This is a genomic window from Mycobacterium sp. Root265 (genome assembly GCF_001428895.1).
Taxonomy (GTDB): Bacteria; Actinomycetota; Actinomycetes; order Mycobacteriales; family Mycobacteriaceae; genus Mycobacterium.
In genome coordinates, this window is the sequence record NZ_LMJA01000001.1 from 65332 (window position 1) to 86627 (window position 21296).

General features: G+C 68.8%; 23 protein-coding genes. 21 read left to right on the forward strand and 2 right to left on the reverse strand.

Annotated elements, in window-relative coordinates; genetic code table 11:
* Position 1 precedes the first annotated feature (1 nt).
* From ruvX to aroB, 8 genes are read left to right on the forward strand one after another with little or no spacing between them, the layout of a single operon-like run.
* Positions 2-496 (forward strand): Holliday junction resolvase RuvX, encoded by a 495-nt coding sequence (gene ruvX / locus ASE48_RS00295; protein ID WP_057165015.1) that lies wholly within the window; start codon positions 2-4, stop codon positions 494-496.
* A complete protein-coding gene (gene mltG / locus ASE48_RS33265; RefSeq protein WP_057165016.1) occupies positions 489-1733 on the forward strand; it encodes an endolytic transglycosylase MltG in 1245 nt (414 codons plus the stop codon). The genes ruvX and mltG overlap by 8 nt, the downstream gene beginning before the upstream one ends.
* Positions 1723-2535 carry a shikimate dehydrogenase gene (locus tag ASE48_RS00305; RefSeq protein WP_057165017.1) on the forward strand — a complete coding sequence of 271 codons (813 nt, stop codon included), beginning with the start codon at positions 1723-1725 and terminating at the stop codon, positions 2533-2535. The genes mltG and ASE48_RS00305 overlap by 11 nt, the downstream gene beginning before the upstream one ends.
* Positions 2536-2544: 9 nt before the next feature.
* Positions 2545-2964: a prepilin peptidase gene (locus ASE48_RS00310; protein WP_442928652.1), complete on the forward strand. Its 420-nt coding sequence runs from the start codon at positions 2545-2547 to the stop codon at positions 2962-2964.
* A gap of 14 nt (positions 2965-2978) precedes the next feature.
* The gene (locus tag ASE48_RS00315) at positions 2979-3497 is read left to right on the forward strand and encodes a GNAT family N-acetyltransferase (RefSeq protein WP_057165018.1); all 519 of its coding nucleotides are present in this window, start codon (positions 2979-2981) and stop codon (positions 3495-3497) included.
* 42 nt (positions 3498-3539) lie between these two features.
* Positions 3540-4754 carry a chorismate synthase gene (aroC, locus tag ASE48_RS00320; RefSeq protein WP_057165543.1) on the forward strand — a complete coding sequence of 405 codons (1215 nt, stop codon included), beginning with the start codon at positions 3540-3542 and terminating at the stop codon, positions 4752-4754.
* A 3-nt stretch (positions 4755-4757) separates the two neighbouring features.
* Entirely contained in the window at positions 4758-5393 is a 636-nt protein-coding gene (locus ASE48_RS00325) for a shikimate kinase (RefSeq protein WP_057165019.1), read from the forward strand.
* Positions 5386-6465, forward strand: coding sequence for a 3-dehydroquinate synthase (gene aroB, locus ASE48_RS00330; RefSeq protein WP_057165020.1), 1080 nt, complete (start codon positions 5386-5388; stop codon positions 6463-6465). The genes ASE48_RS00325 and aroB overlap by 8 nt, the downstream gene beginning before the upstream one ends.
* On the opposite strand, the gene ASE48_RS00335 is transcribed toward aroB, so the two are convergent.
* Positions 6462-6983 (reverse strand): B-4DMT family transporter, encoded by a 522-nt coding sequence (locus tag ASE48_RS00335; RefSeq protein WP_057165021.1) that lies wholly within the window; start codon positions 6981-6983, stop codon positions 6462-6464. The two genes, aroB and ASE48_RS00335, sit on opposite strands and share 4 nt — an antisense overlap.
* A gap of 33 nt (positions 6984-7016) precedes the next feature.
* On the opposite strand from ASE48_RS00335, the gene ASE48_RS00340 reads away from it, so the two are divergent.
* The 11 genes from ASE48_RS00340 (at position 7017) to ASE48_RS00390 (ending at position 18116) form a co-directional block, all read left to right on the forward strand.
* Complete coding sequence (locus ASE48_RS00340) at positions 7017-8111, forward strand: M24 family metallopeptidase (RefSeq protein WP_057165022.1); 1095 nt, start codon at positions 7017-7019, stop codon at positions 8109-8111.
* A gap of 19 nt (positions 8112-8130) precedes the next feature.
* Positions 8131-8694 (forward strand): elongation factor P, encoded by a 564-nt coding sequence (gene efp / locus ASE48_RS00345; protein WP_057165023.1) that lies wholly within the window; start codon positions 8131-8133, stop codon positions 8692-8694.
* Positions 8687-9166 carry a transcription antitermination factor NusB gene (gene nusB, locus ASE48_RS00350; protein WP_057165024.1) on the forward strand — a complete coding sequence of 160 codons (480 nt, stop codon included), beginning with the start codon at positions 8687-8689 and terminating at the stop codon, positions 9164-9166. The genes efp and nusB overlap by 8 nt, the downstream gene beginning before the upstream one ends.
* Positions 9163-9690 (forward strand): hypothetical protein, encoded by a 528-nt coding sequence (locus tag ASE48_RS00355; protein ID WP_057165025.1) that lies wholly within the window; start codon positions 9163-9165, stop codon positions 9688-9690. The genes nusB and ASE48_RS00355 overlap by 4 nt, the downstream gene beginning before the upstream one ends.
* Positions 9691-9828: 138 nt before the next feature.
* A complete protein-coding gene (locus ASE48_RS00360; protein ID WP_057165026.1) occupies positions 9829-11277 on the forward strand; it encodes an HNH endonuclease signature motif containing protein in 1449 nt (482 codons plus the stop codon).
* A gap of 180 nt (positions 11278-11457) precedes the next feature.
* Entirely contained in the window at positions 11458-12195 is a 738-nt protein-coding gene (locus tag ASE48_RS00365) for a GntR family transcriptional regulator (protein ID WP_057165027.1), read from the forward strand.
* Between the two features lie 16 nt (positions 12196-12211).
* Positions 12212-12439 (forward strand): 4Fe-4S dicluster domain-containing protein, encoded by a 228-nt coding sequence (locus tag ASE48_RS00370; RefSeq protein ID WP_019514073.1) that lies wholly within the window; start codon positions 12212-12214, stop codon positions 12437-12439.
* A 16-nt stretch (positions 12440-12455) separates the two neighbouring features.
* On the forward strand, positions 12456-13820 hold the full coding sequence (locus ASE48_RS00375) for an ABC transporter substrate-binding protein (protein WP_057165028.1): 1365 nt from the start codon (positions 12456-12458) through the stop codon (positions 13818-13820).
* On the forward strand, positions 13817-14659 hold the full coding sequence (locus ASE48_RS00380) for an ABC transporter permease (RefSeq protein WP_057165029.1): 843 nt from the start codon (positions 13817-13819) through the stop codon (positions 14657-14659). Before ASE48_RS00375 ends, ASE48_RS00380 begins: the two co-directional genes overlap by 4 nt.
* A complete protein-coding gene (locus ASE48_RS00385) occupies positions 14656-15438 on the forward strand; it encodes an ABC transporter ATP-binding protein (protein WP_057165030.1) in 783 nt (260 codons plus the stop codon). Before ASE48_RS00380 ends, ASE48_RS00385 begins: the two co-directional genes overlap by 4 nt.
* Entirely contained in the window at positions 15435-18116 is a 2682-nt protein-coding gene (locus tag ASE48_RS00390; RefSeq protein ID WP_057165031.1) for a fumarate reductase/succinate dehydrogenase flavoprotein subunit, read from the forward strand. Before ASE48_RS00385 ends, ASE48_RS00390 begins: the two co-directional genes overlap by 4 nt.
* On the opposite strand, the gene ASE48_RS00395 is transcribed toward ASE48_RS00390, so the two are convergent.
* Positions 18113-19315 carry a serine hydrolase domain-containing protein gene (locus ASE48_RS00395; RefSeq protein ID WP_057165032.1) on the reverse strand — a complete coding sequence of 401 codons (1203 nt, stop codon included), beginning with the start codon at positions 19313-19315 and terminating at the stop codon, positions 18113-18115. The two genes, ASE48_RS00390 and ASE48_RS00395, sit on opposite strands and share 4 nt — an antisense overlap.
* A 30-nt stretch (positions 19316-19345) precedes the next feature.
* Here ASE48_RS00395 and ASE48_RS00400 point away from each other — a divergent pair, with 30 nt between their 5' ends.
* Both ASE48_RS00400 and pyrR read left to right on the forward strand, forming a co-directional pair.
* Positions 19346-20626, forward strand: a complete 1281-nt coding sequence (locus tag ASE48_RS00400; RefSeq protein ID WP_057165544.1) for an MFS transporter — start codon at positions 19346-19348, stop codon at positions 20624-20626.
* Positions 20627-20698: 72 nt separating this feature from the next.
* The gene (gene pyrR / locus ASE48_RS00405) at positions 20699-21280 is read left to right on the forward strand and encodes a bifunctional pyr operon transcriptional regulator/uracil phosphoribosyltransferase PyrR (RefSeq protein WP_082613917.1); all 582 of its coding nucleotides are present in this window, start codon (positions 20699-20701) and stop codon (positions 21278-21280) included.
* The last annotated feature ends 16 nt before the right edge of the window (positions 21281-21296 follow it).

A 21296-nucleotide genomic window follows, 5' to 3' on the forward strand; every position in this document is an offset into this window, starting at 1 on the left:
GGTGAGTGCTGAGGTCGACCGCCTGCCGGACAGGCCGGGTCCCGACGATCCGGGACGGGGTCGCCGGCTCGGCGTCGACGTGGGCACCGTACGGATCGGGGTCGCGGGAAGCGACCCCGACGGCATTCTGGCCACCCCGCTGGAGACCGTGCAGCGGGACAAATCGGGTCGTCACCTCCGCAGGCTGGTGAAGCTCGCCGAAGAGTTGGAAGCGGTCGAGGTCGTCGTCGGCCTGCCGCGCACGCTGGCGAACCGCTCCGGTTCCTCAGCACAAGACGCCGTCGAATTGGCCGATGCCCTGGCGGCCCGGATCGCACCGACACCGGTGCGGCTGGCCGATGAGCGGCTGACCACGGTGACCGCCCAGCGGTCGCTGCGGGAGGCAGGGGTACGCGCCAAGAATCAGCGGGCCATGGTCGATCAAGTTGCCGCAGTGGGCATTCTGCAGAACTGGTTGGACCAGCGCCGGTCCGCATTAAGGGTTGTTGATGAGTGATCATTGGAGTCCCGAGCGAAGCGAGCCGCAGGCGGTCGGTCCACCGCGCCGCCGGCTGAGCCGCGCCGCCCGGGCGCAGGAACGACGTACCGCACGGCGCCGCCGGGTGTTCTCCATCGCTGCGCTGGTGACGCTCGTCGTCGTCGTCATCGGAGTGGTGTTCGTCGGCTCCAAGATGTGGCACGGCCTGTTCGGTGGCAGCAGCGATTTCGCCGGCGAAGGCACCGCCGATGTCGTCGTCGAGGTGCACAGCGGAGACTCGACCACGGCGATCGGGCAGACGCTGCAGGAACAGAATGTGGTGTCCTCGTCGAAGGCATTCGTCGACGCCGCGGCCACCAATTCGGCGATCGCGGCCATCCAGCCCGGTTTCTACAAGCTGCGCACCGAGATCCCGGTGTCCAGCGCCGTGGAGAAGCTTGCCGACCCGGAGAACCGCGTCGGGCAGATGGTCATCCCCGAGGGCCGCCAGCTCGACGACGTCGCCGACGTCAGGACCAACGCCGTCACCAAGGGCATCCTGTCGCTCATCTCCGACGCCTCCTGCGTCGACCTCGACGGCACCCGGGCCTGTGTCTCGGCCGACGAATTGAAGCAGGCCGCCAGTACCGCCGAACTCGCCGCACTGTCGGTGCCCAGCTGGGCGACCTCCGGGGTGACCGAGATGGGCAGCGATCACCGCCGGCTCGAGGGCCTCATCGCGCCGGGCAGCTGGAACGTCGACCCGTCCGGCTCGGCCGAGGAGATCCTCGCCGCCCTCATCGGGGCCAGCACCGCTCAGTACGAGGCCAACGGCCTGCTCGCCGCCGCCGAGACCACCCGGATGTCGCCCTACGAGATCCTGATCGTCGCCTCGTTGGTGCAGCGCGAGTCCAAGCCGCAGGACTTCTCCAAGGTGGCGCGGGTGATCTTCAACCGACTGGCCGAGAACCGCAAGCTGGAATTCGACTCCACGGTGAACTATTCCCTGGACCGCACCGAGGTGGCCACCACCGACGGCGACCGCGCCCGGGTGACCCCGTGGAACACCTATGCCTCCCTTGGCCTTCCGAAGACCCCGATCTGCTCGCCCGGGCAGCCCGCGCTGGCTGCGGCGGAGAATCCGGAACCAGGGGACTGGCTGTACTTCGTCACCATCGACCTGGAGGGCACCACGCTCTTCACCCGTGATTACGAACAGCACCTGGCCAGCATCGAACTGGCCAGACGAAACGGTGTGCTGGACAGTGCCCGATAGGCGGCGTCCCGCCGCGGAGCCCGTCAGGCGAGCCGGCGTCCTGGGGTCACCGATCTCGCATTCCCGTTCGCCGGACATCCACCTGGCCGCCTACCGGGAACTGGGCCTGACGTCGTGGACCTATGACCGCATCGAGTGCACGGCCCAGCAGTTGCCGGCACTGGTGGCCGGGCTGGGACCGGAGTGGGTCGGGCTCTCGGTCACCATGCCGAACAAGTTCGCCGCCCTGGCGGTCGCCTCCGAGCGGACGGCCCGCGCCACCCTGGTGGGCTCGGCGAACACCCTGGTGCGCACACCGACGGGCTGGCGGGCCGACAACACCGATATCGACGGGGTCATCGGTGCGCTGACGAACGCGTGCGGACCCCGCGCCGCGGTGCTCGGCTCGGGCGGTACCGCCCCGGCCGCGGTGGTGGGCCTGGCCACTCTCGGTGTCACCGAGATCGCGGTGCTCGCCCGCAACCCGGAGCGGGCGCAACCGTTGGTCGCCCTGGCCGAACCGCTCGGTGTCGCCATCCGGTGGGTCGAACTCGGCACCCCGGTCGAGGTGGACGTCGCGGTCAACACCCTGCCCGCCGACATCGCGGCCGGCTACGTCCACACCATCGAAACCGTGCCGGTGCTGCTGGACGCGATCTACGACCCCTGGCCCACCCCGTTGGCCTCCGCGGTGCAGGCCGGCGGCGGCCGGGTGATCAGCGGGCTGCAGATGCTGCTGCATCAGGCCGTCGCGCAGGTCGAACAGTTCACCGGCTTGCCTGCGCCCAAAGAGGTGATGAGGCGGGCCCTGCCGGGGTCCTAGCCTTGGACTGTGGGTGTGCTGGTGATCGGTGGCTGGCTGATCGCGCTGAGCATCCATGACCTGCGCCGCCGCCGCCTGCCGAACGCGCTGACCCTGCCCGGCGCGGTACTCATCCTCGGGGTGGCCGTGCTGGCGGGCCGGGGAACGCCCGCTGCGCTGGGTGCGCTAGCCCTGAGCCTGCTCTATCTGATGGTCCACCTGATCGACCCGGCCGCGCTCGGTGCCGGGGACGTGAAACTCGCGATCGGCCTCGGCGCACTCACCGGGGCGTTCGGGGTGGAGGTGTGGCTGCTCGGTGCCTTCGGTGCGGTGCTGCTGACCGCGCTCGCCGGGATCATCGTCGTGCTGTCGCGGGGCGGATCGACCGTGCCGCACGGCCCATCGATGTGTGCCGCCAGCGCGGCAGCGGTCGCCCTGGCGTGGTGGTAGTCCTACGCTGAGCCATGACCGTGCGGCCCGCCACCACCGATGACCTGCCGGTCATCGCGGCCATCTACGCCCACTACGTCGCCAGTTCGGTGGCGACCTTCGAGATCGACGCACCCGACGTGGACGAGTGGGCGCGGCGTTTCGCCACCATCACCGAACGCGATCTGCCGTTCCTGGTCGCCGAGCGCGACGGCGCCGTGGCCGGATACGCCTATTGCACGCCGTGGAAGGAACGCCCCGCCTACCGGGCCACCGTGGAGGACTCGGTGTACGTCGCGCCGTGGGCGCTGGGCGCGGGCTGCGGAACCGAACTGCTCACCGCGTTGTTGGAGCGGTGCCGGTCGATCGGGGTGCGCGAGGTCATCGCGGTGATCGCCGACTCCGGGGATCCGGCCTCGACCGGCCTGCACCGTCGGTTGGGATTTCGGGAGGCCGGACGGCTGGTCCGGGTCGGCTACAAACACGACCGTTGGATCGACACCGTGCTGCTGCAATGGAGTGCACCCCGGCAACCCGGGCCAGCGACCCGGTGACGGATTCGGTCGCACAGATGACCGCATGGGAGAATGTCATCCGTGTTGCGATGGACTACCGCAGGTGAATCCCACGGCCGTGCCCTGGTAGCGATGGTCGAAGGCATGGTTGCGGGTTTGTCCGTCACCTCCGACGACATCGCGGTCCAGTTGCAGCGCCGCCGGCTCGGTTACGGCCGCGGTGCGCGGATGAAGTTCGAGAAGGACCAGGTGACCGTGCTGGGCGGCGTACGCCACGGCCTCACCCTGGGCGGACCGATCGCCATCGAGATCGGCAACACCGAATGGCCCAAGTGGGAGACCGTGATGGCCTCGGACCCGGTGCCCGCCGAGCAACTCGACAGCGACGCCGCCCGCAACGCCCCACTGACCCGTCCCCGCCCCGGCCACGCCGACTACGCGGGCATGCTCAAATACGGCTTCGACGACGCCCGTCCGGTGCTGGAGCGTGCCAGCGCCCGCGAGACCGCGGCCCGCGTCGCCGCCGGCACCGTGGCCCGCGCCTTCCTGCAGCAGGCGCTCGGCGTCGAGGTGATCTCCCACGTCGTGTCCATCGGTGCCTCGAAGCCCTACGACGGCCCGTCGCCGCAGCAGCAGGATCTGGCCGCCATCGACGACAGCCCGGTGCGTGCCTTCGACAAGGACGCCGAGCAGCTGATGATCGACGAGATCGAAGCCGCCAAGAAGGACGGTGACACCCTCGGCGGCATCGTCGAGGTTGTGGTCACCGGGCTGCCCATCGGACTGGGCTCCTTCACCAGTGGTGACAACCGCCTCGACAGCCAGCTGGCCGCGGCGGTGATGGGCATCCAGGCCATCAAGGGCGTCGAGATCGGCGACGGGTTCGAGACGGCGCGCCGCCGCGGCAGCGTCGCCCACGACGAGATGTACCCGGGCCCGGACGGCATCACCCGGTCGACCAACCGCGCCGGCGGTCTGGAGGGCGGCATGACCAACGGGCAGCCGCTACGGGTGCGCGCCGCGATGAAGCCGATCTCCACGGTGCCCCGCGCGCTGGCCACCGTGGACATGTCGACCGGCGACGAGGCCGTCGCGATCCATCAGCGTTCCGATGTATGCGCGGTGCCGGCCGCCGGCGTCGTCGTCGAGACGATGGTCGCGCTGGTGCTGGCGCGCGCCGCGCTGCTCAAGTTCGGCGGCGACTCGCTGGCCGAGACCCGCAGGAACGTCGAGAGCTACCTGGCTTCGGTCGCCGAGCACGAGCCGTCCACCCCGTCGGTTCCGGCCTCGGGATAGCCGATGGGTCCCAAAGTGGTGCTGGTGGGCATGCCGGGTTCCGGCAAGTCCACCATCGGCCGGCGGTTGGCCAAGGCGCTGGGCGTGCCGTTACTGGACACCGACGTCAAGATCGTGGAGACCGCCGGGCGCAGCATCGCCGAGATCTTCGTGGAAGGCGAGACGCAGTTCCGTCAGATCGAAGCCGACGTGGTGCGCGCCGCGCTCGACGAGCACGAGGGTGTGGTGTCTCTCGGTGGCGGCGCGGTGACCACCCCGGAGGTGCGCGAGGCACTCAAGGGTCACACCGTGATCTACCTGGAAATCAGTGCTGCAGAAGGTATTCGGCGTACCACCGGCAGCGCGCGTCCGTTGCTGGCCGGCGATGATCCGGCAGCGAAATACCGTTCCCTGATGGAGCAGCGGGTGCCGTTGTTCCGTGAGGTGGCCACCATGCGGGTGAACACCAATCGGCGCAATCCCGGTGCGGTGGTGCGCCATATCGTCACCCGGCTGTCCGGATGCGGGCCCGCCCGGCCGCGGCGGCGGCGCAGACCGGCCTGGCGGCGCGGTCCCACAGTCCTGAACCCCGCACCCACCACCGAGGCCCCGCCCACCCCGGCGGCGCTGGCCCGACGAGCAGAGGCACGCAATGAGTGAACCCGTGACTGTCGACGTACTCGTCGACCGGCCGTACCCGGTGATCATCGGCACCGGCCTGCTGGAGGACCTCGGCCGCACGCTGGCCGGGCGCCACAAAGTGGCGATCCTGCACCAGCCCACCTTGGCGCAGACCGCCGAGGTCATCCGGGAACACCTGGCGGGCAACGGGATCGACGCACACCGCATCGAGATCCCGGATGCCGAATCTGGCAAGGAACTGCCGGTCGTCGGCTTCATCTGGGAGGTGCTGGGCCGGATCGGCATCGGCCGCAAGGATGCCGTCGTCAGCCTCGGCGGCGGTGCGGCCACCGACGTCGCCGGGTTCGCCGCGGCCACCTGGCTGCGCGGCGTCGACATCGTGCACGTGCCCACCACACTGCTGGGCATGGTGGACGCCGCCGTCGGCGGCAAGACCGGGATCAACACCGACGCCGGCAAGAACCTGGTCGGCGCGTTCCATCAGCCGCTGGCGGTACTGGTCGACCTGGCGACTCTGCAGACGTTGCCGCGCAACGAGATCGTGGCCGGGATGGCCGAGATCGTGAAGGCCGGTTTCATCGCAGACCCGGTGATCCTGGACCTCATCGAGGCCGACCCGGAGGCCGCGCTGGACCCGTCGGGCACCGTGCTGCCCGAACTGATCCGCCGTGCCATCGCCGTCAAGGCAGAGGTGGTGGCCGCCGACGAGAAGGAGTCGGCGCTGCGCGAAATCCTCAACTACGGACACACTTTGGCCCATGCCATCGAGCGCCGCGAGCGCTACAAATGGCGCCACGGGGCCGCCGTATCGGTGGGTCTGGTGTTCGCCGCGGAGCTGGGCCGGCTGGCCGGCCGTCTGGACGACGACACCGCCGACCGGCACATCCGGGTGCTCGAAGCGCTGGGGCTACCGGTCAGCTATGACGCCGACGCGCTGCCGCAGCTGCTCGAATACATGGCCGGGGACAAGAAGAACCGTTCCGGGGTGCTGCGTTTCGTGGTGCTCGACGGACTGGCCAAGCCCGGCCGCCTCGAAGGGCCGGACCCGACGCTGCTGGCCGCGGCCTACTCCGTGGTGGGTACCCGCTAAGACTGCTTGGCTTCTTCGTCGGCGCTGGGCTGCACCGCTGCGAACACATCGGTGTCGGCCCGCTCCTCATCGCCCTCGCGGCGACGGACGTACGGCGGGGCCTTGCGGTCGACGCTCCAGCGGCCGATGGTCACCGCGATGACACCGGCCAGGAAGATCAGCAGCGCGGTGAACGCCGCGAACGAGGTCAGCTCGCTGATCAGGCCGCCGGTGTAGAGCACCGGGTAGAACAGCCCGATGAACCAGCACACCAGGTCGCCGAGCAGGCCGGCGATCAGGCCGGCGATCAGCCAGACCATCGCGAGATCCTGACGGCGGTCCGGGTCGGACTGCGCATTGGCGTCGGCGCGGCCGTCGAAATAGGCCCACAGGATCGCGGGGATCGCGAGGAACAGACCCAGTGTGGGACTGATCCATCCGGCCTGCGTCGGGAAGGAGTCGACCAGCACTCCCTGGATCAACCGGAGGACAACCACGACCGCCGCGAACACGAGTCCGCGCAGCAACCACTTGCTCATGAGGGGACAGCGTAGCGAGTACCGTCAGCGCCTGTGACGATTTCTCAGCGCCGGGACCGGTTACGGCGCCGGCTGGCGGCCGCCGAACTGGACGCCATGTTGGTAACTGACCTGGTCAACGTCCGATATCTGTCCGGATTCACCGGTTCCAACGCCGCCCTTTTGGTGCGTGCCGACCAGGACACGCCGGTGTTGGCAACGGACGGACGTTATGTAACGCAGGCCGCGGCGCAGTCGCCCGACGCCGAACTGGTCATCGAACGGGCGGTGGCGCCCCACCTGGCGGGCCGTGCGGCCGCCGACGGCGTGCGCCGGCTCGGATTCGAGAGCCACGTGGTGACGGTGGACGGTTTCGGTCTGCTGGAGCGTGCGGGAGAGGGTCTGGAGTTCGTCCGCGCCGCCGGCATGGTGGAACGGCTGCGCGAGGTCAAGGACGTCGGTGAGATCGCGATTCTGCGGCTGGCCTGCGAGGCGGCCGACGCGGCGCTGCATGATCTGGTGGCCCGCGGTGGGTTGCGCCCCGGACGCACCGAGAAAGAGGTCGGTCGCGAGCTGGAATCGCTGATGCTCGACCACGGCGCCGACGGGGTGTCCTTCGAAACCATCGTGGCCGCCGGCGCGAACTCGGCGATCCCGCATCACCGGCCCACCGACGCCGTGCTGGCCGACGGCGATTTCGTGAAGATCGACTTCGGCGCCCTGGTGGCGGGCTATCACTCGGACATGACGCGCACCTTCGTGCTGGGACACGCCGCGCAGTGGCAGCTGGACCTGTACGAACTCGTGGCGACCAGCCAGGCGGCCGGCCGGAAGGCCCTGGTGGAGGGGGCGATCCTGAAGGATGTCGACGGCGCCTCGCGGCAGGTGATCGCCGACGCCGGATTCGCCGAGAACTTCGGGCACGGCCTCGGGCACGGGGTCGGACTACAGATCCACGAAGCGCCGGGTATCAGCGCGTCAGCCGTCGGTACACTGCTTGCTGGCGCTGCGGTCACCGTGGAGCCCGGCGTCTATCTGCCCGGCCGGGGCGGTGTCCGCATCGAGGACACCCTGGTTGTCGGCAGCGAGAGCGCACCTACACCCGAGTTACTCACCCGGTTCCCCAAGGAACTGGCTGTTATCACCTGATCTAGGAGCTGTACAGACCGTGGCATCAACCGCCGACTTCAAGAATGGGCTCGTTCTGCAGATCGAAAACCAGCTGTGGCAGATCACCGAGTTCCAGCACGTCAAGCCCGGTAAGGGCCCGGCCTTCGTGCGCACCAAGCTCAAGAACGTGCTGACCGGCAAGGTCGTCGACAAGACGTTCAACGCCGGGGTCAAGGTGGAGACCGCCACCGTCGACCGGCGTGACGCCACCTACCTGTACCGCGACGGCAGCGACTTCGTCTTCATGGACTCCGAGGACTTCGAGCAGCATCCGCTGTCCGAGGCGCTGGTGGGCCGGCTGGCCGACTTCCTGCTCGAGGGGATCGGCGTGCAGATCGCCTTCCACGAGGGCGCGCCGCTGTACCTAGAGCTCCCGGTCACCGTCGAACTCGTCGTCACCCACACGGAGCCGGGCCTACAGGGCGATCGCTCCAGCGCGGGCACCAAGCCCGCCACCGTGGAGACCGGCGCCGAACTCCAGGTGCCGCTGTTCATCAACACCGGTGACAAGCTGAAGGTTGATTCCCGTGACGGCAGCTACTTGGGAAGGGTCAATGGCTGACCGTCGTGGTGACCGTGGTCGGCACCAGGCGCGTAAGCGTGCCGTCGACCTGCTGTTCGAAGCCGAGGCGCGCGGGATCACCGCCGCCGAGGCCGCCGACGGTCGCAACGCGCTGTCCCACACCCAGGCCGATATCAACGCGCTGAACCCGTACACCGTGACGGTGGCTCATGGTGTCACCGAGCAGGCCGCGCACGTCGACGACCTCATCTCCTCGCACCTGCAGGGCTGGACGCTGGAGCGGCTGCCCGCCGTGGACCGCGCCATCCTGCGGGTGGCGGTGTGGGAACTGCTGCACGCCGAGGATGTGCCGGAGCCCGTGGCCGTCGACGAGGCCGTCGAGCTGGCCAAGGAACTGTCCACCGACGAGTCGCCGGGCTTCGTCAACGGCGTGCTCGGTCAGGTGATGCTGGTGACCCCGCAGATCCGAGCGGCCGCCGCGGCGTTGCGCCCCTCCGACGCCGGGGAGTGAGCGTGCCGCAGGACTGGGCGCCCTACACGAGCGTGCAGGATGCGGCGACGGTTTATCTGCGTGACCCCGAGCTGGCGCTCGAACAGCTGCGGTCGGTCATCGAGTTCCCCGGCATCGCCGCGTTCATCATGTCCCGCGGTGAGACCGAGGAGATCGAGGGCACCGCGGTATGGCAGGAAGTGGTGGCCACCGATGGCCTGCGCCTCATCATGTGGCGCGCCGATGACGAATTCGCCGACGACCGTCGGCAATTGAACTCCTCGGTGCGCACCATCCTGTTGTCCACCATCAGCGATCACATCCTCAGCACCCAGTTCGAGGTCCTCGGCGACGGCACCCGCAGACTCTCCGAGGTCCGGCTGCGGATGTATACCCAGCTGGTGACCCGAGCCCGACGTACCTCGGCGACCGACAGCGACCTGTACTGCGAGTCGTTCCGATACACCAAGTCGGTGGACAACGGCGGCCTGGCTCAGATGGAGCGGCTGCTGCAGTTCGGGCGGGTGCTGTCGCGCTCGATGTAGCGGACTGTCGGGTGCGAAAGTACCTACCTCTCAGCGACATCCGGGCGAACGTTGGGTCCCAGGAATTTCTTTGGACTCATTGATCACGGCCGTCACTTTCTGGGCGGTTTTGTCGGTGATCGCACGTATGTTCGAAGCATGAGCAGCGACGTGGTGGATGGTCGGGAAGCGGTGCAGCATGCACTCTCCGATCGCGCCGCGTCGGTCAAGGCACTGCTGGACGCCGATTTCACCGTCTTCGACACCGCGGAGTTGCTCGGGCTGTTGTCCGAGCGGGAGCACTACGCCCGCGCCGATACCGCGGTCGATCACCGCATCCTGGCCGCCCTGATGGATCGCGAGGCCGGGCGCCGCATCGCGCAGGCCCGCGACCTCGGACCGCGGCATGCGCTCAATGGTGAGGTGTTGGAGCCACTGCTACCCGCATGCGCTCACGCGTTGGCAGCCGGGTCCATCAACACCGCCCACATCACGGTGATCCGGTCCGCGCTCAAGCAGGCCTCGGCGTATCTCGATGCCGGCGAGCGGGCCCAGATGGAGGCCACCCTGGTCGCGGTCGCCGAGGCCAATACTCCCGAGACGCTGGCCGAGCTCGCCGAACAGATGGTGTACGTGCTCAACCAGAACGGGGACAGCCCGGACCTGACGCGGCACAAGGTGGGCTTGACGATCGGCAAGCCCGATGTCGATGGGCTGGCCAAGGTGTCGGGGCGGGTGGATTCGGAGTTCGCGGCCTACCTGCGCACGATCCTGGACGTGTGGGCGCGGCCTGGGATCAACAACCCCGACGACGCCGCACCGCAACACAATCCGGTGCCCAACCCGCTCGAAGAAGAATCCCCGGTGGCACCCGGGCCCGAGGTGGGGGACGAACCTGGGCCTGTCGAGGAGCGCCCACTTCTACGCGACTTCGGCGAGCTGGCTGATCTCGCTGACACCTTGCCCCCACCGATCAGGCGTGACCTGGAACCGCCCGCCGGCGATCACCGCACCCAAGCCCAACGCAACCACGACGCCATCAAAGCGGTGCTGCGCGACACCCTGATGTCCCACCGCCTCGGCCAACACAACGGGCTACCCGTCACCGTCGTGGTCTCCACCACGCTGGCCGAACTCGAAGCCGGGGCCGGGATCGCGGTCACCGGCTCCGGAACCCGCATGCCCATGCGCGATCTGATCCGCCTCGCCGAACACGCACATCACTATCTGATCGTCTACCGCCACCACACCGCCGAACCGCTCTACCTGGGGCGTTCGAAACGCCTGGCCACCAAGGCTCAACGCCTACTGCTCTACAACCGCGACCGTGGCTGCACCCGCCCCGGCTGCACCCAAGGTGCCTGTCACTGCCAGGCCCATCACGCCCACCCCAGCTGGCATCACGGCGGGTACACCGACGCCCCGGACCTCGCACTCGGCTGCGGACCGGACAACCGGCTCGCCGAACTGGGCTGGACCAACACCATCGACCCCGCCACCGGCCGCGTGCACTGGCACCCACCACCACTCATGGACACCGGTGGGGACACCCTCAACCACCACTACCACCGGCGAAGAGCTCCTCCCACCCGATCCCGACGAGGATGACTGAGCTTTTGACTCACCGCGATTGGAATATCTGCCTGCTCTGAGGTAGTGGCGTAATACCACAATGCCCCGGCTTTTTGGCTGGTCCCTCGGTTGGGGCAGCGGCGCAATCGACCATCGCGGCACACCGGGCCTGCGCAGAAGCCGGAGGGCACCCGGCAACGGTTTTACGGTGATCAGGTGCCAGCCCCCGATCCAACCCCCATCCGACGGCCCCGCGCGGACCAGGCGCGCCAGGTCGCGGACCTGTTGCGGCACCAGATCCACGCCGGCGGATACCCGGACGGGCTGCCCAGCGAGGCCGACCTGATCGAGGAGTTCACGGTATCGCGCAACACCATCCGGGAAGCGCTGGCCGTCCTCAAGACCGAGGGGCTGATTGACCGCGGCACCCGGGTCGGCACCCACGTCGCGGTCCGCAAATACGACCACGGTCTCGATGCGCTCACCGGTCTCAAGGAGACGTTCAAGGACTACGGCGAGGTGCGCAACGAGGTCCGGGCGGTGCTGCAGATGGCCGCCCCGCCCGCGGTCGCCCGCAAGCTCGAACTCGATCCCGGCACCCAGGTGGTCTACATCGAACGGTTGCGCTACCTCGGTGATCTGCCGCTGTCCCTGGATCTCACCTACCTGGCCCCCGACATCGGCGAACAGGTGATCGCGCACCCACTGGAAACCAACGACGTGTTCGCGCTCATCGAGCAGGTCAGCGGCCAGCGGCTGGGATCGGCCACCCTCGCGCTGGAGGCCATCGCGGCGGACCCGCACTCCGCGGCCACCCTGCAGGTGCCCGACGGCGCCGCCCTGCTGATGCTGGAACGACTGACCAGCCTCGGCGACGGGCGCCCCGTCGACCTCGAATACATCCGCATGCGTGGTGACCGGATCACCATGCGCGGCAACCTTTTCCGAAACTGACCCGTCAGGAGCTGACATGACACTGGTTAACAACCGCGTCGACGTACCGGTGACCATTGATGAGTCGCTGTGTATCGAGGGCTGCACGCTGTGCGTGGAGATCTGCCCACTGGACTCGCTGGCGATCAACCCCGAGAACGGCAAGGCGTTCATGCACGTCGACGAATGTTGGTACTGCGGACCGTGCGCCGCGCGCTGTCCCACCGGCGCCGTCACCGTCAACATGCCCTTCCTGATCCGCTGACCTCTAAGGCACTCCCGTGAAGAAAACGCTCGTTGCGCTGCTTGCTGCCCTCACCGCGTCGGTCACCGCCTGCTCACTGGATTCGGCAGCCGGGTCCGATGACGTCGTCAACGTCGTCATCGGCTACCAGTCCAAGACCATCAACACCGTCACCGCGGGAACACTGCTGCGCGCCAAGGGATTCCTGGAGCAGCGACTCGCCGACATCACCACCGACACCGGCACCGAATACAACGTGACCTGGCAGGACTACGACACGGGCGCACCGATCACCGCGCAGATGGTCGCCGAGAAAATCGACATCGGCTCCATGGGTGACTACCCGATGCTGATCAACGGCTCCAAGACCCAGTCCAACGACCGCGCCCGCACCGATATCGTCTCCGTCACCGGCTACCACCCCAAGGGTGCGCTCAACATGGTCGTGGTGGACCCGGACTCGCCGGCCCAGACGCTGCCCGACCTGGCCGGTCAGAAGGTGTCGGCGAGCGTCGGGTCGGCCGGACACGGCACCCTGGTGCGCGCGCTGGAACGGGCCGGCCTCGACCCCAAGACCGGTGTCGAGGTCCTCAACCAGCAACCGCAGGTCGGTGCGTCGGCACTGGAATCCGGACAGGTGCAGGGCCTTTCGCAGTTCGTGGCATGGCCGGGGCTGCTGGTCTTCCAGGACAAGGCCCGGCTGCTCTACGACGGGGCCGAACTGGACTACCCGACGCTGCACGGGGTGGTGGTGCGCCAGGCCTACTCCGCGCAGCACCCCGAGGTGCTCGACGCCTTCCTGCAGGCACAACTCGATGCCACCGAGTTCCTGAACACCGAACCGCTGGAGGCCGCCCGCATCGTCGCCGAGGGCAGCGGCCTGCCGCAGGAAGTCGTCTACCTCTACAACGGTCCCGGTGGCACCTCGTTCGACACGACGCTGAAGCCCTCGCTGGTCGAGGCGCTCAAAGGTGATGTGCCCTACCTGAAGTCGATCGGCGATCTCGCCGATCTCGACGTCGCCGGCTTCGTCGACGACGGTCCGCTTCGGAAGGCCTTCCAGGAACGAGGCCAGGACTATGACACCGCGTTGGCGGCCACCAGCGCACCGGCCGCTGGAGAACTCTGGTTGCAGGGCTCCGATAGCACCACACCGGCGGCCACCCCGAACGAGTTGCTGCGAGCGGTCCGCGAAGCCGAAGCCGGGGGAGCCACCGTGCGCGCGGCCTACGTGCCCGACACCGAACTCGGCACCCGCTGGTTCGCCGATAAAGCTGTGTGGGTCCGTGACGGTGCGCAGTACCTGCCGTTCGGCACCTCGGCCGGTGCGCAGCGGCACGTCGCCGCGCACCCGGGCACCGAGATCGTGGACTACCGCCAGGCACTGGTCGGTGCCGTATGACCGCCCTGCTCGATCCGCCGCAGACCACGACACCGACAGCGCGTCCGGCCCGCAAGCCGGGCACGTGGCGGCACCGGCTGCTGCGGGTGGCCTCGGTGCTGGCAGCCATCGGCCTGTGGGAAGTGTTGACTGCCAACGGTGTTCGGTTGTGGTTGCGCTTCGACACGCTGCCGACCGTCACCGAGATCGCCGCGGCGCTGGCCGCCCGCGTCGGCACCGGTGAGTACTGGCTGGATCTGGGGCAGTCGTTGATCCGCATCCTGACCGGGTTCGGCCTGGCGGCGCTCATCGGCGTCATCACCGGCATCCTGCTGGGCCGGTCGCGGCTGTTCGCCGACGTCGTCGGCCCGCTGACCGAGCTGGTGCGACCCATCCCGGCGATCGCCGTCGTCCCGGTCGCGATCCTGCTGTTCCCGTCCGATGAGGCGGGCATCGTCTCCATCACCTTCCTGGCCGCGTACTTCCCGATCATGGTCAGCACCCGGCACGCGGTGCGCGCGCTGCCGACCATCTGGGAGGACTCGGTGCGCACGCTCGGTGGCGGTCGCCTCGACGTGCTGCGCCAGGTGGTGCTGCCCGGCATCCTGCCCGGACTGTTCGGCGGACTGTCGGTGGGCATGGGGGTGGCCTGGATCTGTGTCATCTCCGCGGAGATGATCTCGGGCCGGCTGGGCGTCGGCTACCGCACCTGGCAGGCCTACACGGTGCTCGACTATCCCGGTGTATTCGTCGGCATCATCACCATCGGCGTACTCGGATTCGCCACCGCGGCAGCCATCGAACTGATCGGCCGGCGGGCCACCCGCTGGCTGCCCCGCGGTGAGGAGAACATCCGATGAGCACCGCCATCGCGACCGGCATGAAACTCGAACTCGACGAGGTCACGCTGTCCTACACCGGCACCCCGGTGGTGGACGGGCTGAGCCTGACGGTGCAGCCCGGCGAGATCCTGGTGCTGACCGGACCGTCCGGCTGCGGCAAGTCCACCGTGCTGCGGGCGCTGGCCGGGCTGCTGGCCCCCGATGCCGGCCGGGTGCTGGCCGACGGCGATCCGGTGACCACCACCTCGCGGGACCGCGGCATGGTGTTCCAGGACAGCGCGCTGCTGCCCTGGCGCAGCGTGCGCTCGAACATCGAACTGGCGCTGAAGCTCCGGGGTGAACCGCGGGCCGGGCGCCGTGCCCGGGCGGAACGCTGGATCGAGGAGGTCAACCTCACCGGTTACGCCGACTACCTGCCCAAGAGCCTGTCCGGCGGCATGCGCCAGCGCGTGCAGCTGGCCCGCGGTCTGGCCGGGGCGCCGCGCGCGGTGATGATGGACGAACCGTTCGGCGCGCTGGATGCCCAGACCCGCGCGGCGATGCAGCGTCTGCTCATCGACACCTGGCGCGCCCATCCCACCACCATCGTCTTTGTCACCCACGACGTCGACGAGGCACTGACCCTCGGCGACCGGGTGGCCGTTCTCGGCCGCTCCCAGCCATCTCCCGTCGCTACGCTCGCCCCTGAGCCCTCGCTGCGCGTTCTCGTCGAGGTGCCGCAGCCCCGCAGCGAATCCACCCAGCCCGGGCGCGCCGCGTTGCGCGCCGAAATCCTTGCAGCACTGGATAACACATGACTGAAATCCCCGACCTTTCCGACACCATCCGGATGGAATGCGATGTCCTGGTGATCGGCGGCGGCACCGCGGGCACCATGGCCGCGCTGACCGCCGCCGAGAACGGCGCGCAGGTGCTGCTGCTGGAGAAGGCGCATGTCCGTCACTCCGGCGCACTGGCCATGGGCATGGACGGCGTGAACAACGCGGTCATCCCTGGCAAGGCCGAACCGGAGGACTACGTCGCCGAGATCACCCGCGCCAACGACGGAATCGTCAATCAGCGCACCATCTATCAGACCGCCACCCGCGGCTTCGCCATGGTGCAGCGACTGGAACGCTACGGCGTCAAGTTCGAGAAGGACGAGCACGGCGAGTACGCGGTGCGCCGGGTGCACCGGTCCGGGTCCTACGTGCTGCCGATGCCCGAGGGCAAGGACGTCAAGAAGGCGCTGTACCGGGTCATGCGGCAGCGCTCGATGCGCGAGAAGATCCAGATCGAGAACCGGCTGATGCCGGTCCGGGTGCTCGTCGACGAGGATGGTCGAGCGGTCGGCGCGGCCGCACTGAACACCCGCACCGGTGAGTTCGTGGCCGTCGCGGCCAAGGCCGTCATCCTGGCCACCGGCCCGTGCGGGCGCCTCGGCCTGCCCGCCTCGGGCTACCTGTACGGCACCTACGAGAACCCGACGAACGCCGGCGACGGCTATTCGATGGCGTATCACGCCGGCGCCGAACTCTCCGGAATCGAGTGCTTCCAGGTCAATCCGCTGATCAAGGACTACAACGGGCCCGCCTGCGCGTACGTGGCCAATCCGTTCGGCGGGTATCAGGTCAACGCGCACGGCGAGCGCTTCGTGGACTCCGATTACTGGTCCGGTCAGATGATGTCGGAGGTGCACAGCGAGATCGAATCCGCGCGCGGCCCGATCTACCTAAAGGTGTCCCACCTACCCGATGAGACGCTCACCGCGCTGGAGAACATCCTGCACACCACCGAGCGGCCCACCCGGGGCACGTTCCACGCCAACCGCGGCCACGATTACCGGACCCACGATATCGAGATGCACATCTCCGAGATCGGCCTGTGCAGTGGCCATTCGGCATCGGGGGTCTGGGTCGACGAGCATGCCCGGACCACTGTGCCCGGGCTGTACGCCGCCGGTGACCTGGCGTGTGTCCCGCACAACTACATGATCGGCGCCTTCGTCTACGGTGACCTCGCGGGCGAACACGCGGCCGGTACGCTGTCCGAAACCGCTGCGCCGGTGGATCTTCCGGCCGATCAGCTGGCCGAGGCGCACGAACTCGTCTACCGGCCGCTGCGCCAGCCCGACGGGCCACCGCAGCCACAGGTGGAATACAAGTTGCGGCGCTTCGTCAACGACTATGTGGCGCCACCCAAGACGGCCGCCAAGCTGTCCATCGCGGTGCAGACCTTCGACCGGATGCGCGATGAGGTGGAGGGTATCGGGGCGCGCACCCCGCACGAGTTGATGCGGGCCGTGGAGGTGTCATTCATCCGGGACTGCGCGGAGATGGCGGCGCGGTCCTCGTTGACGCGGACCGAATCCCGCTGGGGGCTCTACCACGAACGGGCCGATGTGCCGCTGCGCGACGACACGGAGTGGGGTTTCCACCTGAACCTGCGCAAGGCGGCCGACGGCAGCATGCACTTCCTGAAGCGGCCCGTCGCGCCCTATCTGGTGCCGGTACCCGGTCTGGACCATGTGCCCTCCGATGCCGCGGTGGTCGATGTCGAGCAACCGCCGCTGTTCGGTGGCCGGGCGCCGGCGAGCGTCGTCTCGCGGGTGGCCACCCCGCCCGCCCAACCCCCGTCCCCGCGTATCGCTGCAGTGCTGGCCCTGGAAGAACCCGCGCTGGACGTGCTCACCGACTACCTCGCCGATGAGGATCCCGGCGTCCGCCGCACCGCGGTGGCCACCCTGGTGGAGAACCTGCCCGACGGATACCCGGCCGCGCTGCTGCACGCGCTGGGTGACGCCGACCGGGAGGTGCGCCTGCAGGCCGCCGAATCGGTGCGTGAACTCGTCGAGGTTCTTCCCGGTCCGGAAGCCATTGCAGAACATCTGGATTCGGTTGACCCGGTGGTCCGTGCCGCGACGGTGTACGTGCTCAGTTCGCGGCGGGCCGGGGCGGCAGCCGACTATCGGCAGGCGCTGACCGACGCCGATCAGCGGGTGCGCATCGAGGCGGTGCGGGCACTGGTGTCGGTCGACGATGCCGACGGTGTCGCGGCGGCGGCCGGCGACGACAGCCGTGAGGTGCGCATCGCGGTGGCCAATGCGCTGGGGACCCTGCGCGCCGGCGCCACGACGGTGCGCACCCTGCTCGCCGACCGGGACCCACTGGTGCGGGCCGCCGCGCTGGCGGCGCTGGGATCACTGGGCGATGCCGACGGCGACGTGACCGCGATCGAACGCGCGCTCGTCGAACCGGCCTGGCAGGTGCGGGTCGGCGCGGCCAGGGCATTGTCCGGGGCGTCGGCTGCGGTGGCGGTGCCGCCGCTGTCGCGGGCGCTGGCCGACGCCCACCTCGACGTGCGCAAGGCGGCGGTGCTGAGCCTGACCCGTTGGGCGGAGTCGGAGGCGGCGGCCCGGGATGCGCTGGGCCTGGCGCTCAAGGACGCCGACGCCGACGTCCGGGCCTACGCGCGCCGCGCCCTGGAACCGGCCTAGAGTCCCAGTCCCTGATAGGTGCGCCGGACGAATTTCGGTTGCGCCATCCGCAATTTGGCCATCGAGGTGTTACCGGCGACCTGCGCGACGTCGGCGGTCAGATCCGGATAATTCTGGATCAGGTAGAGCACGATGACGTCATTGGCAGGGTCGGCCTGCCACCAGGTGCCGAAGGCGCCGGGCCAGCCGAACGTGCCGAGCCCGCCGGGGCCGAAGAACCGCTCGGACTGGGCGGGATCGGTGACCACCGACATGCTCAGGCCGAACCCGCGGCCGATCCAGAACGGCACCCCCAGGAAGTTCTGTTCCTTCTGGTCGGCGGTCAGTCGGTCGGTGCGCATCAACCGCACCGATTCCGGGGAGAGCACGCGCACCCCGTCGACCGTGCCCTCACCCAGCAGCATCCGGGCGAACGCCAGGTAGTCGTCGGCGGTCGACATCAAACCCGCACCGCCGGCGCAGAATTCGGGCGGCGTCAGCGCCGGGGGACCCATCACATCGTCGCGTAATTCTTCGTTTTCCCCGAGTCCGTACATGGTGGCCATCCGGCGGCGCTGTTGCAGGCTGACCGCAAAACCGGTGTCGGACATGCCCAGTGGTCCGAAGATGCGCTCGGCCAGCAGTTCGTGCAGCGGCTTGCCCGCCATCCGCGAGATCGCGATGCCCAGCACATCGGTGCCGTGGCTGTAGGTGATCCGGGCCCCGGGCTGATGCGCCAGCGGCAACTGGGCCAGTTCGGTGAGCCAGCGCTCCTCGTTCTGCCGGAACGAGAGCCGGCCATAGGCCTTGGCCAGCGGCCCGGTGATGGAGAACGGGTAGGCGAAGCCGGCGCGGTGGGTCATCAGATCGTCGAAGGTGATGGGCCGGCGCAGGGCAGTGGTGTCGTCCAGCGCGCTGCGCGGTTCGATCAGCACCCGCAGCCCGGCGATCTCGGGCAGCCACCGGGCCACCGGATCGTCGAGCGCGAACAGCCCTTCTTCGGCCAGGGTCATCGCGGCCGCCACCGTCACCGGCTTGGTCATCGAGGCGATTCGGAAGATGGTGTCGCGCTGCATCGGCAGGCCGGCCGCGATATCGCGGTGACCCAACTCATTGACCTGCACCACCTGCCCGGCATGCCAGACCAGGGTGACGGCACCGGCGAGCAGGCCTCCGTCGATGGCCTCGGAGATGGACGCGCGGTTGTTGTCGAGATTCACCCGGCTGACGTTAACGTGTGCGACATGCAGATGCGGAAGGTGGCTTTCGCGAGCTTCGTGGGCACCGCCATCGAGTTCTACGACTTCTACATCTACGGGACCGCCGCGGCGCTGATCTTCCCGCACGTGTTCTTCCCGAACATGAGCCCGGCCCTGGCCACCGTGTCGTCGCTGGCCACCTTCGCCGCGGCCTTCTTCTCCCGCCCCGTCGGCGCGGCGGTGTTCGGGCATTTCGGAGATCGACTGGGCCGCAAGAAGACCCTGGTCGCCACCCTGCTGATCATGGGCGTCTCGACGGTCGGGGTGGGCCTGGTGCCCAGCGCCGCGTCCATCGGGGTCGCGGCGCCGATCCTGCTGTTGTGCCTTCGGCTGTGCCAGGGGTTCGCCGTCGGCGGGGAGTGGGCCGGTTCGGCGCTGCTGTCGGCCGAGTACGCGCCCGCCGCGCAGCGCGGCCGCTACGGCATGTTCACCCAACTCGGTGCGGGCGCCGGGCTGGCGGTCAGCAACCTGGTCTTCCTCATCGCCAACGTCACGATCGGGGAGAAGAGCGAGGTGTTCCTGAACTGGGGCTGGCGGGTGCCGTTCCTGTTCAGCGGGCTGCTGGTGATCGTGGCGCTCTACATCCGGCTGACCATCGAGGAAACCCCGGTGTTCCGGGAGGAGCGCGACCGCGACGCCACACCCCGGGCGCCGCTGGCCGAACTGCTGCGCACCCAGCTGCGGCAGGTACTGCTGGCCGCGGGCTGCATGGTGGGCATCTTCACCATGAGCTTCCTGGGCGGTACCTACCTGTTGAGTTACGCCAGCACCCAGATCGGGCATCCGCGCGGCCTCATCCTCGCCGTCGGGGTGCTGGCCGGCGTGGCGCTGATGACCACCACCGCGATCTCGGCCGTCCTGTCCGACCGGTACGGACGGCGCCGGATCATCCTCACCGGGTTTGGCGTCGCCCTGCCATGGTCGTTCCTGGTGATGCCGATGATCGACACCGGATCCCCGGTGCTGTTCGCGGTCGCGATCGGTGGCACGTTCTGCGTCTTCGGGATCTCCTACGGACCGATCGCCTCGTTCCTTCCGGAGACCTTCGCCACCCGCTACCGCTACACCGGTGCGGGGCTGGCGTTCAACCTGGCCGGGATCGTCGGCGGGGCGCTGCCGCCGCTGGTCGCCGGGCTGCTGGTCGACGACGTCGGCGGCTGGGCGGTGGGCCTGATGATGGCGGTGTTTGTCGCGGTCAGCGTGCTGTCCACCTGGGCGCTGCCCGAGACGAAGGGCACATCGCTGCGCGACGGGGTCGCCTCGCCGGCCTGATAGGCTGACCGGCAGTTCGACGTCCTTTAACGATCCGTCCCGAGAGGCGGAGAAGGAGGTCCGGGTTTACTCGTGGCTGCCGCAAACCCTGCCAGTCCCGACCGGGAATTGATGTCCGCCGCCGATGTGAGCCGGACGATCTCGCGCATCGCGCACCAGATCATCGAAAAGACCGCGCTCGACGCGCCGGACGCCCCGCGCGTCGTGCTGCTGGGCATCCCCACCCGCGGGGTGACGCTGGCGGCCAGGCTCGCGGAGAAGGTCAAGGAGTTCGCCGATGTCACGCTGCCGTATGGCGCGCTGGACATCACGCTCTACCGCGACGACCTGAACTCCAAACCCCCGCGGCCGCTGGAGTCGACCTCCATCCCGGCCGGCGGTATCGACGGCGCGCTGGTGATCCTGGTCGACGACGTGCTTTATTCCGGTCGTTCGGTGCGCTCGGCGCTGGATGCGCTCCGTGATATCGGGCGGCCCCGCATCGTGCAGCTGGCGGTGCTCGTCGACCGCGGCCACCGCGAGCTGCCGGTCCGCGCCGACTACGTCGGCAAGAACGTGCCCACGTCGCGGTCGGAGAACGTCAAGGTACGGCTGCAGGAGCCCGATGGGGAGGACAGCGTGAGGATCGCACCGTACGGAGGACCTCGCCGATGAGCGCTTGCGCGAAGAG

Bases quoted from the DNA above. Each gene is read 5' to 3' on its own strand.
- aroB (WP_057165020.1), top strand. From the start codon at position 5,386: ATGAGTGAACCCGTGACTGTCGACGTACTCGTCGACCGGCCGTACCCG.
- ASE48_RS00380 (WP_057165029.1), top strand. From the start codon at position 13,817: ATGACCGCCCTGCTCGATCCGCCGCAGACCACGACACCGACAGCGCGT.
- ASE48_RS00400 (WP_057165544.1), top strand. From the start codon at position 19,346: ATGCGGAAGGTGGCTTTCGCGAGCTTCGTGGGCACCGCCATCGAGTTC.
- nusB (WP_057165024.1), top strand. From the start codon at position 8,687: ATGGCTGACCGTCGTGGTGACCGTGGTCGGCACCAGGCGCGTAAGCGT.
- ASE48_RS00360 (WP_057165026.1), top strand. From the start codon at position 9,829: ATGAGCAGCGACGTGGTGGATGGTCGGGAAGCGGTGCAGCATGCACTC.
- ASE48_RS00385 (WP_057165030.1), top strand. From the start codon at position 14,656: ATGAGCACCGCCATCGCGACCGGCATGAAACTCGAACTCGACGAGGTC.
- mltG (WP_057165016.1), top strand. From the start codon at position 489: ATGAGTGATCATTGGAGTCCCGAGCGAAGCGAGCCGCAGGCGGTCGGT.
- ASE48_RS00335 (WP_057165021.1), bottom strand. From the start codon at position 6,983: ATGAGCAAGTGGTTGCTGCGCGGACTCGTGTTCGCGGCGGTCGTGGTT.
- ASE48_RS00390 (WP_057165031.1), top strand. From the start codon at position 15,435: ATGACTGAAATCCCCGACCTTTCCGACACCATCCGGATGGAATGCGAT.
- ASE48_RS00325 (WP_057165019.1), top strand. From the start codon at position 4,758: ATGGGTCCCAAAGTGGTGCTGGTGGGCATGCCGGGTTCCGGCAAGTCC.
- ASE48_RS00315 (WP_057165018.1), top strand. From the start codon at position 2,979: ATGACCGTGCGGCCCGCCACCACCGATGACCTGCCGGTCATCGCGGCC.
- ASE48_RS00370 (WP_019514073.1), top strand. From the start codon at position 12,212: ATGACACTGGTTAACAACCGCGTCGACGTACCGGTGACCATTGATGAG.